Annotated in this window: 8 protein-coding genes; 7 read left to right on the top strand and 1 reads right to left on the bottom strand. The window is 63.5% G+C overall.

Annotation, left to right across the window (positions count from 1 at the left end; genetic code table 11):
- Positions 1 to 753: 753 nt before the first annotated feature.
- Positions 754 to 2160 (bottom strand): HlyD family type I secretion periplasmic adaptor subunit, encoded by a 1407-nt coding sequence (locus tag BHQ40_RS21845; RefSeq protein WP_070157910.1) that lies wholly within the window; start codon positions 2158 to 2160, stop codon positions 754 to 756.
- 95 nt (positions 2161 to 2255) lie between these two features.
- Here BHQ40_RS21845 and BHQ40_RS21850 point away from each other — a divergent pair, with 95 nt between their 5' ends.
- The 7 genes from BHQ40_RS21850 to BHQ40_RS21880 form a co-directional block, all read left to right on the top strand.
- Positions 2256 to 4499 (top strand): ATP-binding cassette domain-containing protein, encoded by a 2244-nt coding sequence (locus tag BHQ40_RS21850; protein WP_070157911.1) that lies wholly within the window; start codon positions 2256 to 2258, stop codon positions 4497 to 4499.
- Positions 4500 to 4596: 97 nt separating this feature from the next.
- On the top strand, positions 4597 to 5343 hold the full coding sequence (locus tag BHQ40_RS21855; protein WP_070157912.1) for a hypothetical protein: 747 nt from the start codon (positions 4597 to 4599) through the stop codon (positions 5341 to 5343).
- A gap of 44 nt (positions 5344 to 5387) precedes the next feature.
- Positions 5388 to 7052 (top strand): hypothetical protein, encoded by a 1665-nt coding sequence (locus BHQ40_RS21860; protein ID WP_070157913.1) that lies wholly within the window; start codon positions 5388 to 5390, stop codon positions 7050 to 7052.
- Positions 7053 to 7076: 24 nt separating this feature from the next.
- Complete coding sequence (locus tag BHQ40_RS21865) at positions 7077 to 7436, top strand: PilZ domain-containing protein (RefSeq protein WP_070157914.1); 360 nt, start codon at positions 7077 to 7079, stop codon at positions 7434 to 7436.
- 31 nt (positions 7437 to 7467) lie between these two features.
- Positions 7468 to 8082, top strand: a complete 615-nt coding sequence (locus tag BHQ40_RS21870; protein WP_070157915.1) for a PilZ domain-containing protein — start codon at positions 7468 to 7470, stop codon at positions 8080 to 8082.
- 164 nt (positions 8083 to 8246) lie between these two features.
- On the top strand, positions 8247 to 10142 hold the full coding sequence (locus BHQ40_RS21875; RefSeq protein WP_070157916.1) for a TolC family outer membrane protein: 1896 nt from the start codon (positions 8247 to 8249) through the stop codon (positions 10140 to 10142).
- Positions 10143 to 10246: 104 nt separating this feature from the next.
- Positions 10247 to 13470 (top strand): beta strand repeat-containing protein (locus BHQ40_RS21880; RefSeq protein WP_290438448.1); only part of this gene is annotated, 3224 nt, incomplete at its 3' end.

The raw sequence follows: 13470 nt of genomic DNA on the forward strand, positions 1-13470 counted from the left end.
AAGGGGGTGGTTAGCGGTCTGACTGCTCCTCCTTGATCCGTTCGGGCTGAGCTTGTCGAAGCCCCGTCCTGTTCTTGAGAAGAAGTGCAGCCCCCTTCGACTGCCTGCAAGGCAGGCGCTCAGGACAGGCTTCGACAAGCTCAGGGCGAACGGAAGGTGAGGTCGCTCTTGGTCGAAACATGGCACTGTTATCCGTCATCCCGGCGAAAGCCGGGACCCATCTCGCCTTCGGCAGGCGGCTGGCAAGGGGGAGATATGGGTCCCGGCTTTCGCCGGGATGACGGTCAATAGCAGAGTGGGACTTTGCACTTTTGGTCGTAACAACCCGTTCGCCCTGAGCTTGTCGAAGGGCTGCTTTTCTTTTTAGGAAAGGACAGGACTTGGACAAGCTCAGCCCGAACGGGGGGAGTCCGCTTCCGGCCAAACGCCTGTCCTACATGCCGGAGCGTGTGATCTACTTCACCGCATGGAACACAATGCCCCACTCGCCGCGCAAGGCGCGACGTCGATGATCCCGCCAGCGTACCGGTGCGACGCAACTGGGACGTATGTGCGACCTACATGCGACGTTCCGGCCAAAACCGCTCACAACCCGCAACTTCCGCAACTTCGCTCCCCAAATCGAGCAGGAGTCCGCAATATTCTCGCTCACAAGGCGGCAATCGCCCGCCAGTGAACTTCATGCCCGATCGCAAAAAGGCCGCCGGAGATCATCCGGCGGCCGCTTGTCTGCCGATCTGCCGGGGCCAGCCCCTATTCCCGCATGGCGCTGTCGCGGATGCGGATCAGCGGGCCGAGGATATAGTCCATGATCGACTGGCGACCGGACTTGATGTTCACTTCCGCGGTCATGCCGGGGATCACCGGCTTGTCCGCGCCGAACTTGGTCGTGTCGGCGCGCAGGCGGACGCGGTAATAGCTTTCGCCTTTCTGGTCCTGGATGACGTCGGGCGACACGTCGATCACCTTGCCGTCCAGCCCGCCATAGATGGCGGAGTCATAGGCGGAGATCTTGATGGTGGCGGGAAGGCCGGGCCAGATGTTGCCGCGGTCCTTGGGCATCACGCGGGCCTCGACCATGACGACCTTGTCGACCGGCACGATCTCGACCAGCGGTTCGCCGCCGCGCACGACGCCGCCCACGGTCTGGACGTAGAGTTTGTTGACGACGCCATCCATCGGCGCGCGGATTTCCTCGCGGGATTCCTTGTCGCTATAGGCGCCCAGATTTTCGTCGGCCTTGGACAGTTCCAGCCGCAGTTCGGCGGCCTTCGCCTTCGTCTCCTGGATCGACTTGGTGAACACCTCGCCACGGCGGGCGGAGGTTTCGCTGAGCTGCGCCATGGATTCCGGGATCTGGTTCTGCACGTCCGCGATCTTGGTGCGCAGGGCGAGCAGCATCGCTTTCTTGTCCAGCACCTCGCGCTCCGAAATCGCTTCGGCGTCATAGGCGCGCTGCAGCTTGTCGAGCTGGGTGATCATCAGCCGTTCCTCGCCGCGCAGATTGGTAAGGCGCGACTGCAGCGTGCCGATTTCCGCGCGGCGGGCGCGGGCCTGTTCGTCGATAATGCCGGTTTCCTGGCCGCGCTGGTTACGGGTGGAATAGAAAAGCGCTTCTTCGGAAGCCGCGATTTCCGGCGCGGCGTCGCGCAGTTCGTCCGGCACGGTGAAGCTGCCCGTACCGCTGACTTCCGCGTCCATGCGCGCGAGGGCGATCCGCTTGGCCACGACATCGGTCCGGGCGTTCTGGAAATCGGCGATGGTCGTCTGGTTGGTGACGCGCATCAGCACCTGTCCCTTGCGGACGCGCTCGCCCTCCTGGACCAGCAATTGCTTCACAATGCCGCCCTCAAGATGCTGGACCACCTGATTCTGGACCGAGGGGAGGACCCGGCCGCCGCCGCGCGTGACCTTGTCCACCTGAAAGAACACCGCCCACATCAGGAAGGCGACGACCAGTGTCGCCAGAATCTTGAGCGTGCGGTGGGACTTGTCTGTCCTGATCCGGGCGCTCCATGGCGCTATGCCGTCAACCGGGGCGCTGGCGATCTTCACATTGCCCGCAAAAGCGGACGCCATTTCCTTGGCCGAAACGTCCTGAAACAGGCTTTCGCCGCCTGCCGCGCGAATGATCCGGTCCCTTATGGCGCTGAAGTTCATGTGACGGTCCCCAAAAAATCTGAAGCCGCGTTTACCAATCATTATCCTTAAAAATGCTTAATGCTTTGATCGGACCAATGGGGATTGTTCCTATTATGCAGGTTTCACAGCAGGAAGCGGGCGTCAGCCTGGTCGGCCGGATTGGCACCAAGCTGTCGCGCGTCAGCTATGGCAGGCGCGCGCACAAAGCGGCTGAGGCAGCGCAGGCATGGGGCGGGGCGGTCTATCCGCTGCCCTTCGTGATTGCGCTGGAAAGGCTGAGCGCCCGGTGCGGCAAGCCCGCGTCCCGCGATATGCTGGTCGCCGCGCTGCCCGCCGCCAATGGCGATATGGACCCCAAATTCGCGCCGCTGGCGATGGCCCGCGCGGATATCGATGCGCGCTGGGACAGCCGCAGCCTGGCCACGATGGAAAAGCATGAACTGCCCGCGCTGGCGCTTGTCGAGGGCGGCGCAGTGCTGATCGTCGACGTCAAGGCGGACGGCGCGCTGGTCATGGCGGATGCGGAAGGGGACAAGATGATCCCGGCCGCCGTGCTGCAGCCGGTGATCGCCGCCGAGATACTGGTGTGCGGTCATGTCGATCCCGCCAATGGGCTTGGCATGGAGGAGGAGCGATCCTTCGTCCGCCGCAATCCCCGCCTGTGGCTGGTCGGCGTGTTCCTGAGCGAACGCAAGCGGCTGGGGCAGCTTCTGCTGGCGGCGGCGCTGCTCAACCTCTGCGGTCTTGCGATCCCGCTTTATATGCGCGCCATCTACGACCGGGTGGTGCCGAACCTCGCCATTGAATCGCTCTGGGCGCTATCGGCGGGCGTGGTGCTGGTGCTGCTGTTTGAGTTCACCTTCAAACATGTGCGCGGCAGCTATGTCGACGCCATCGGCGTGCGCGTGGGGCAGGCGATCCAGCATCGCGCGATGACGTCGTTCCTGCATGGCCGCACCGGCAAGTCGGAAAATACCGTCGGCGGCCTGATGACGGCGCTGCGCGATGTCGAGGCGCTGGCGCTGCTGGTGCCGCAGGCGATCGTCACCTTCCTGGTCGATGTGCCCTATTTCTTCGCCTATGTGGCGCTGATCATGCTGATCGGCGGCTGGACGGTCGCTGGACCCGTGGTGGGCGCGGCGGCGCTGGTCATGGTCGGCTTCGTCGCCAGCTATGCGCTGAAGCTCAGCAGCAAGCGCGCGTCCAAGCTGATGCAGGCGCGCAATAACCTCGTCGTTGATGTGACCGAGGGGCTGACCACCATCAAGGCCAATCAGGCCGAAGGGCGCTTCCTGCGCCAGTGGGATATCGTGTCCGACCATATCGGCATGAGCTCCCAGTCCGCGCGCAAGTGGAACGAACTGCCCGGATCGATGGCCGGGCTGATCGTACAGATGGTGACGGTCATGGTCGTCGTCATCGGCGTGTTTCAGATCAAGGACAATGTGATGACGACCGGCGCGATGATCGCCGTCACCATGCTGACCGGCCGGGCTATGGTGCCGGTATCGTCCGCTATTTCCATGATTTCCAAGGGCTATCAGAGCCTGTCGCAATTTGCGGGCCTCTCCAAACTGCTGGCGATGGAGCCGGAACGCGACGTTTCCGATCCGTCGATCAAGCGCCGGGCGGTCAATGGCGATATCCGGCTGCAGAATGTCGCCTTCACCTATGCGGAGGGCGCGGCGCCGAGCCTGAAGGACCTTAGCGTTTCCTTCCAGCCGGGCGAGAAGATCGCGCTGATCGGCAAATCCGGATCGGGCAAGTCGACGCTGCTGCAATTGCTGGCCGGGATGATCGAGCCGCAGGCGGGCGCGATGACGGTCGACGGCCATGCCGCCAGCCAATATGCCGCCGCGCATCTGCGCCAGAGCATCGTTTATTCCGCGCAGGATGCCGCCCTGTTCGATACGTCGATCTGGGAAAATATCCTGCTCGGCCTGGAAGAACCGGAGGAAGCGGTTGTCGAGCGCGCCATCATGGCGTCGGGCCTTGACGGCTTCGTCAGCCGCAGCGTCGAGGGTTATGGCCGCAAGGTCGGCCCGCGCGGCAGCAAGCTGTCGGGCGGTCAGCGCCAGTCCGTCATCCTGGCCCGCGCGCTGGTGCGCGACCCCAATGTGCTGCTGCTCGACGAGCCGACCGCTTCGATGGACATCGCCAGTGAGCAATCCGTGATCCAGGGGCTGCGTGAGGCGGCGCGGGACAAGACGCTGATCGTCGCGACGCACCGCATGGCGCTGCTCGATCTGGTCGACCGGGTGATCTGGCTGGATGAGGGCAAGATCGTCGCCGACCGGCCGCGCGCGGAAATCATTGCAATGATGCGCAATCAGCAATCCGGCGTGCGCGCAGCCTAATCGTTACGGCGTTAGGGCTTGATTAGGACAATTTGGTTTAAACGGCATTTACCAGTTTTTTCGCGGGGCGATTTTCCGCGGTTTTCGGGGGTATGAAGTGGCAGGGGCATCGTCAGAGGGGGAAGTCAATCACTGGCCGGCGTTCGTCGACGTGCTGACGACCGTCATCATGGTCGTGACCTTCCTGCTCGTCATCATGAGCGCCGCCGTCATGGTGCTGTCGCAGCGCACGATGGAGCATTTCAAGAAGCAGATCGAAGCCAAGGAAGCGCTGGGCAAGACGGGCGAGAACAGCGCCGACGCAGGCGCGGCTGGCGGTGCGACCGGCGGGGCGCCGGGGCAGCAGAACCAGACCATCCGTTCACCGGACGCCGAAACCGGCAGCTCGGTGGCGGAACTTGGCTCCATTCTGAAGTCCGATCCCGTCAACGGCGCGGAAAAGCTGACCATCCGCACGCGCGAGACGCCCGACACGATGAAGATTGCGGTCAAGGCAATGGAAAATGCCGACGACACCAAGGGCGTGGAGGTAAAGACCGCCGACGTCCTGCTGCGCGTCGATTTCGAACCGATGGCTGTCCGCTATGACGATGCCAACGCCAAGCAGGTGACCGACTTCCTGAAGTCCAAGCAGCGTCCGGGCATGAAATATGAAATCTGGTCGTTCGCGCCGCAGGCTTCCTCGATTTCCGAGGCGCAGCGCCTGGCTTTCTACCGCGCGGCGATGACCCGCAACCTTCTGATCAAGGCGGGCATCAACCCGTCCGACGTCAATACGCAGGTGCGGGTGACCGACCCTTCGGCAAAGGACGGGCACAATGTGCGCGTCGTCCTGAAGCCCTGATCCTTGAACCGATGACCTGAGCCGAGCAGCGAAAGAACGCGACGATGGAAAAGAAAATCCGGTCCGAACTGCTGAAGATGACCACGATCATGGTCGTCCTGATCGGCCTTGGCATTTATGCGCATGAATTCGTCATCTCCGGCATCAAGGCGAAGGCGGCGCTGAACCTGTCCATCTTCGCGACCTTTGGGTTGGCCGCATTCCTGGCGTTTCGCCATGTGTTCGCGCTGAAAAATGAGGTGCTGGCGCTCAAAGCGCTGCAGGTCGACTATGGATCGCGATCACAGCGGCCGCTCAACCCCTATCGCCATCCCGCCATCGTGTTCCAGGAACCGGAACTGCTCGGCCAGGGATACCGGATGATCACAGAGGAGCTGGGCAAGTCCGGCTCCCTGCATATTTCCAACCATACCGTGCAGACGCTGCTGCATGACGTCGACCAGCGCATCAATGATCGCAAGTCGACGATCATCTACTTCTCCGGCCTCATGGTGTTCCTGGGCCTGCTCGGCGCGTTCATGGGCCTGATGAAAACCGTGCATTCGGTGGGTGACCTGATCGGCGGCATGGATATCTCCGGCGCGGGCGGTTCGGACAGCTTCGGCAAGCTGATCGAGGGCATGAAAGGCCCGCTGAACGGCATGTCCGTGGGTTTCAGCTCCTCGCTGTTCGGCCTTATGACGTCGATGGTGCTGGGCGCGTTCGAACGCTGCATGACCAGCGCGATGAAAACGCTGCGCAACGAGTTCGAGCATTGGCTGTCCAACCTAGCGGCGCTGGAAAACCCGCATGAGGCGCAGGCGAACGGCGCGAATGTCGATTTCAGCGGCGTCATCCGCGCGCTGGAGTTCGGCGGCAAGCAGTTGCGCGAATTGCGTGAGGCGGTGCTGGGCAATACCCGCAACGCCGGCGAGAATCAGCACGCCATCAATCAGATGGCGCATAGCGTTACCCGTCTTTCGCAATCCGTCGACAAGGTGACCGATCCGACGCCGCTGCTGGAGCCGATCGCCCGTGTGGTGGAGGATCTTGCGCAGAACCAGACGATGATGGTCAGCCAGTTCCATGGCCTGTTCAACATGGCCGAGCGGGACCGCATGGCGATCCGCCAGATGCTGGAGGCGATGAGCGCCATGACTGACCGCCGCGCCGCGCTGGATGGTGCGCAGTTGCACGCGCAGATGGAGCGCATGGTCGCGCTGCAGGCGGCGATGCTGGAAAAGGAGCCAGTGCTTCTGACCAGCCAGACCCTTTTGCGTGGTGAAAAGGGCGGACTGTTTTCACGCATCTTTGGCGGCGGGGGCCGGAGCGACGGCAAGAAATTGTGCGCGGAAATCCGCCGCACCAGCATCAATCAGGGCCAGATTGCCAAGGCGGTGGAGAAATCGCTGGGCGAGTCCATCGAGCGCATCGAGGCCGGAAGGAAAAGCGACCAGGATGTGCTGGCGCAAATGATCTCCCAGAATGAGGGCAATCAGGCGCGCCTGCTGGCATTGCTCGACCGGTTGCAGGCGACCGAAGCGGCGCAGGCGGTCCAGAGTGGCGATCCGCTGGCGGCGACGGGGCTGCATGGCGCCCGGCTGGAACTGGACGTGCTGAAGCGGCGGCTCGACCTTGCAGAGGAATCCGAGGCGGAGCGCAATGCGCGCGCCACGCCTCCCGCTCTGGGAGAGACGCGCGCGACTGGCACGGGCGCGGGTCAGGGCTGAGGCGGAAAGAGAGAGCATCGAACCATGGGCATTTCCCTTCACCGTATCTTCTCCCGCAAACCGGCATTCAGCCGCTCGACGGCGCGTTTCGCCTGTCAGCTTGACGCGACGCTGATCGTGATCGACCGGATGATCAATTATGAGGGGCGGGTGACCGACTTTTCCTGCGGCGGCGCGCAGTTCAGGCCCAAGCTTGCCTATCTGATGGCGCGGCGCGACGTACCCGTATGCCTCACCGTGGGCAGCGAGGAGATTTTCGGGCGCATCGTCAACACCACGCCCGCAGGCTTCGGCATCCGTTTCGACGAGCCGATCGACGAGGATATGCTGACCGAACTGGTCGGGGACACCGCGATCAGCAACGGCGGGACGAAGGCGGCATGATGGCGGGAAAGATCATCCGGGGGCGCGGCCGATGACAGAGATGTCGCCCATAAACAGCGCCCAGGCTGTCGAAACCGACCGGCGGAGCGACAATCGCGTCGTATCCGTGCTGATCAATGCGGGTATCGCCAAGGAAGGGCGCAGCGCGCTCTGCCGCATCCGCAATCTCTCTGACACCGGAATGATGATCGACACGCGCATGCCGCTGGCGGTCAATGAGGATATCGCTGTGCAGTTGCGGTCCGGTTTCTGCGTTGCCGGCGTGGTCCGTTGGAGCGAGAATTTCCGGGCGGGCATAGAGCTGGTGGATGCAAGCGGCGAGATGATCCTGACCGATCATGCGCAGACGGATGTCAGCGCCGAGGCAGGCATTTTTCCCCGGTTCGCGCGCGATGCGTCCGTCTTTGTAACGATCAATCATCGCCGCAGCCGCTGCCATCTGGTCACTGTGTCGCTGGGCGACGCCATCCTGCAGGGATGTGAAGGCGTGACGACGGGTCAAATCATTACCGTGGGCATCGAAGGTCTGGAAGAACGGCTGGCCACGGTGATTGAGGCGGGGGACGATCATTTCAGAGCGTCGTTCACGCAGCCTTTGCATTTTAAGGCGCTAGAACAGTGGCTTGAATCAGGAAGTTGGCAGTAAATTTCAATATCGGCGCATGTGTTGCGCGCCCGTTTGAGCCATCTTCGCGCAAAAAGCGCAATCGTTTCGGCTTATCCTTAACTCCGTTTTAACCACGCAGGCGCAATCCAGTGTGGACGCGCGCCGGACTTCGGCATGCTGCGAGGAGATTTTCTTTGGGGGACATGCGGATTCGCACGGGCAAGGGCCTGTTCGTACCGACCATCGCCCGCCACATTCTGGCGGCGGCGGCCTGTGCGCCCCTGTTGCTGCATTCGGTCGCGGGAGCAGCCGACCGCTATTATTATGAGGCAGCGCCTGCAGGGCCGATGCCGAACGGTCAGCCTCTGGCCGACGCCGTAGGTCTGCGCCCGGCTCCCTGGCTGGAGATGGTCGACCCCTATGCGGAGACGCCTGCGGCCGTTCCGGTGCAGGTGGCCGCCGCCGCACCCGCGATTGTTCCTGCCGATCCTGCAAAAGTAGAAACGCCGGTTCCGCCAGCGATGGCGCAGGCCAGCGTTGCGCCAGTCGATGCCACGCCAGTCAGCGTTGCTCCGACCAGTGTTGCGCAGGCCGATGCCGCGCCTGCCGCTGTTCCGGCGGCCGATCCCGCGCCGGTTGCTGCGGCTCCTGCAGCCGCACCCGAAGCTGCGGCGCCAGCCCCGGCTGCGCCGGAAGCTCAGGACAAGCCGGTGGCGATGGCCGCCGTTGCCGATCCCGCGCAGGCCCCGCCGGTTCAGGCGGATATCTCCGCGTCAAGCGCGCCGGTTCCAACCAGCATCGCCGACGCCATGACGCCAGCGGCTGTGCCGCCGCCGGGTGCGCAGGAATCGCTGCGCAATGCGATTGTCGAAGCGCTCAAGAGCAACCCGGAAATCCAGATCGCCCTCGCGCGGCAGGACGACGCCAAATATGGCGTCGATGAAGCGCGCGCGGGCTATATGCCGCATCTCGACATGGCGGTTGCGATTGGCGGCGAGTTCAACGACCCCGCGCTGGGCGACATCACGAAGCTGCGCCGGGGCGAGGGCATTGTGACGCTCAGCCAGAATCTCTGGGACTTCGGCACGACCATCAATGACATCAAGCGGGCGCGGGCGGACTATCGCAGCGCCCAGTGGAGCACACGCGAACGGATCGAGGCGATCTCCTTCGACATCACCACATCCTATATGACCCTGCTGCAGAACCAGAAGCTGGTTGAACTGGCCGAGCAGCAGATCACCGCCCACGAAAAAATTCTGAAGATGGTCAAGATCCAGAACGAGCTGGGCCTGACCACGCCTGCGGACGTCAGCCGCGCCAAGGCCCGGCTGGAGAATGTCCAAGCCGATCTGCTGGACCGCAAGAGCGCGCTGGAGCAGGCGCGGGAATCCTACCGCCGGCTGACCAATCATCTGCCCGGCATCGCCGTGGATCTGCCGCCGACGGCATCGTCTCTGCCGATGTCGGCCGATGCGGCTGTCGCGATGATCGACGATCACAGCCCGCGCATGGCGCAGGCGGTTGAGGATCGCCGTTCGCTGGATCGTCAGCGCGCCAGCCAAACCGGCACCTTCTTCCCCCGCATCGGTTTTCAGGCGCAGGGCAACTGGAAGGATGACGTGCAGGGCGCGACCGGCGTCAACCGCGATGCGCGCGCCATGGTCACGCTGACCTACAGCTTCTTCAACGGCGGCGCGGACATCGCCATCCGCAACCGGATCAACGCGCGCCTGCGTGAAGCCGATTATGAACTGGACCGCCGCCGGCGGGAGGTGGAGCAGGATATCCGTATAGATTTCAATGCTCTGGAAGCCGCGCGGGCCAAGATGGCGACGATCGACGCCGAAATCGGGTCATCCGAAAAGGTCGTCGACCTCTATGCGCAGCAATTCCGCGAGGGCCGCCGGACGGTGTTCGATCTGCTCGACAGCCAGCAGATATTATTTGCTGCGCGCGCCAACCAGATCGCCAACAACACTGCCAAAATGCTGAGCGAATACCGGGTCCTCCAAAAACTGGGCGGCCTGTTCGATCTCGTCAGCAGTGGCGAGCCTCTGCCGCAGATCGTCATGCCCGCGCCGCGCAGCGGCAAGTGACCGCCTGGCCCCGGTCCGGGCCATCAAGGTAAACGTGGCGTTTACCATTCCTAAACACAAGCGCGGCTAGTCTGATCGTCCAAGATTGGGGATTTTGCGCGAAAATGGCTTGGTTCAAGAACATCATGGCAGGCAGGGGAAAGTCCGTGCCGGATATGGACCGGGCAGCCCATGCCGCCAAGGCCGCGCCGCAAGCCGAAGCAGGAGCGCCCACGGACGCCGCGATCGTGGCGCAGGGTTCCGCCAATTATGGCGCCGCCAAGGTCATCCAACTGGGTGACGACGATCTGGCGAAGCTTGAAATCGCCTATAAGCCGTTCAAGGTCGAAATCGTCGATATCGACGTTGTGCTGGTGTTCGAGGACGGCAGCAAGATCGTCATCCCCGGCATGGCGCTGGCCGTATTCTCCGGCCGCAAGCCGGTACTGGTGTTCACCGACAAGGAAATCTCCGCCCAGCAGGCGATCGACAGCGTTGGCGAGATCAAGGAGCAGACGACGCCGATCAAGCTCGGCCTGTCCTCCGCCTCATCCGACGAAGCGAACGACACCAAGGCGGATGGCCACAAGGACCAGTCCGGCGCGATCCAGCCGCAGGACGCGGCGGAATCGCAGCAGGCGGCCGCCCAGAAGGAAGAGAATCAGCACAAGTTCGATCAGGAATCCAAGCGCCTGACCGAAAAGATCAGTAGCACGCCGTCCTCATCGAGCGCACCGTCCAGTCCGCCTTCTGCGCGCGCCGTGGAGCCTAGCCCGGACGACGCGATCGGCCCCGCAGGCATTGGTAAGCTGGTGCCGAAGCTGACCTTCACGCTGTATAACAAGGAAGGCGTGACGACCGGCACTCAGGACGGCCAGACAGTCGTCCAAGGCTCCACCGGCGGCGCGACATCATCCAGGGACGCGGCCTATTCGGCGCAATCGGCCAAGGAGATCGTCAACGGCACGTCGGGCGATGATGTCATCTATGCCGACAATCCGGCCCAGGCGCCGTCCGGCACGTCGCTGCGCACCCTGCATGTCGAGGCGATGGTCCCGGCCAAGGGCCTGACATTGATGTCCATTCTGCTGCCGTCGCTGCCGGAGGGCTATTCGGTTGCGAATGCTACCCTGACCGACAAGGGCTGGCTGGTCACGGTGGACGCAGGCAACATCACCAAGATCACCACGATGACGGACTCCACCGGGGCCACCGTCCCGGTGCCGGCCAACCAGTCGCATTTCTCCTTCGACGTGCAGTTGATCTACGCGCTGCCGGCCGAAGGGAAGGCGGTTGCCTCCAGCGGCTTCCAGGACGAATTTTTCCTGCCGGTCCAGCTTGGCCTGTCCACCGACGGCAAGAACAGCACGAACAGCGTCGAGGTCTCCACCCATTTCGGCATCAAGGTCGTCACCAGCGCCAGCGACATGGTCGTTACTGATCCAGTCAGCGGCGATCCGGTCTACGTCCTTTACTCCAATCCTCCCGGCAACATCGTCACGGCTGGCGACGGCAATGACAGGATCATCGCGGGCGCGGGCGAGGACCAGATCGATGGCGGCAATGGCAATGACATTGTAAGCTATGTTCAGTCCAATGCGGGCGTGAACGCAAATCTGGGCACCGGCACGGGCAGTGGCGGATATGCGCGGGGCGACACCTACGCCAATGTCGAGGGGCTGATCGGGTCGGCCTATAACGATACGCTGACTGGCGACGCCAGGAACAACAGTTTTGACGGCGGCGCTGGCGCGGATCGTATCGAGGGCGGTGCGGGCTTCGACACCGTGGACTACACCCATGCGCGCGATGGCGCTGCCGCGGGGGATAGCGCCGGTGTCGAGATATTCCTTGACGGCACGGCGTCACGGGGCGGCCAGGCCGAAGGCGATGTCCTGACCGGCATCGAGCATGTCATCGGCACCAGCCGGAACGACATTCTGCATGGATCGGCCGCGGCCGACACGCTGGAGGGCGCGGGCGGCAATGACAGGCTGATCGGTGGCGCGGGTGCGGATTCTCTGGACGGCGGCGCGGACTTCGACGTTGCGGACTATTCGGGTTCGGCGCAGGGCGTTACCGCCTATCTGGACGGGCGCGCGGGCGTTGGCGGCGACGCGCAGGGCGATGTCCTGCGCAATATCGAGGCGATCCAGGGATCGGCCCATGCCGATACGCTGGTCGGCGATGCCGGAAACAATACGCTGACCGGCGGCGCAGGCGCGGACCATATCGACGGCGGCGCGGGCATCGACACGGCCGATTTCAGCTACAGCAATGTTGGCGTTACCGTTTATCTTGACGGGCGCGCGGGTATTGGCGGCGACGCGCAGGGCGACACTTACGTCAATGTCGAGAATTTGATCGGCTCCAACTTCGCCGATCGCCTGACCGGCAGCGCCGGTGCGGACACGCTGCATGGCGGACAGGGCGACGATGTGATCGAGGGCGGCGCGGGCGCCGACCTGATCGACGGCGGCGACGGTTTCGACATCGCCAGCTATGCCGGGTCGGCCAATGGCGTGCAGGTTGCGCTTGACGGATCGACCCTGAACGGCGGCGATCCGGTCGGCGACCGGTTCGTCAGCATTGAGGGGCTGGAAGGCTCCAATTTCAACGATACGCTGATTGGCACGGCGGGTGCGGACACGCTGCGCGGCGGTGCGGGCGACGACATATTGCTCGGCCTGGGCGGCGCGGACACGCTGGACGGCGGCGCGGGCAATGACGCGGTGGATTACAGCCTGTCGCGCTTTGCCGTCACCGTCCGGTTGGACGGCGGCATTTCGGAAGGTGGCGACGCGGACGGCGACAGGCTGATCAGCATTGAACATGTGATCGGCTCCACGCTGGATGACCGGTTGATCGGTGGTGCGGGCGACGACCGGCTGGAAGGCCGGGCGGGCAACGACATATTGTCGGGCGGCGCGGGCGCGGACATCCTGCAGGGAGGCGAGGGCCAGGACACGGCCGATTACAGCACCTCCGCAAGTGCCGTCACCGTGGCGCTGGATGGCAGCATCGGCATTGGCGGCGATGCGCAGGGCGATACACTGTCGGGCATTGAGCGTCTGATTGGCTCGGCATTTGCCGACCGGCTTACAGGCGATGCGGGCGACAATATCCTGAGCGGCGGGATTGGCGACGATGTGCTGATCGGCGGCATGGGCGCGGACACTCTGCAGGGCGGCGATGGCCTGGATACGGCGGACTATTCGTCGGCGCAGGGTGCGGTCACGGTCAACCTTGACGGCAATGCGTCATCCGGCGACGTGGCGCAGGGCGACCGCCTGTCAGGCATAGAGCGCGTCATCGGCAGCGCCTATGCCGACCATCTGAATGGCGACAG

This window comes from Sphingobium phenoxybenzoativorans (assembly GCF_001757355.1).
Lineage (GTDB): Bacteria > Pseudomonadota > Alphaproteobacteria > Sphingomonadales > Sphingomonadaceae > Sphingobium > Sphingobium phenoxybenzoativorans.

Excerpts from the sequence above, each read along its gene's own strand:
- BHQ40_RS21845 (WP_070157910.1), bottom strand. The coding sequence starts at position 2,160 with ATGAACTTCAGCGCCATAAGGGACCGGATCATTCGCGCGGCAGGCGGC.
- BHQ40_RS21865 (WP_070157914.1), top strand. The coding sequence starts at position 7,077 with ATGGGCATTTCCCTTCACCGTATCTTCTCCCGCAAACCGGCATTCAGC.
- BHQ40_RS21875 (WP_070157916.1), top strand. The coding sequence starts at position 8,247 with ATGCGGATTCGCACGGGCAAGGGCCTGTTCGTACCGACCATCGCCCGC.
- BHQ40_RS21870 (WP_070157915.1), top strand. The coding sequence starts at position 7,468 with ATGACAGAGATGTCGCCCATAAACAGCGCCCAGGCTGTCGAAACCGAC.
- BHQ40_RS21860 (WP_070157913.1), top strand. The coding sequence starts at position 5,388 with ATGGAAAAGAAAATCCGGTCCGAACTGCTGAAGATGACCACGATCATG.
- BHQ40_RS21850 (WP_070157911.1), top strand. The coding sequence starts at position 2,256 with ATGCAGGTTTCACAGCAGGAAGCGGGCGTCAGCCTGGTCGGCCGGATT.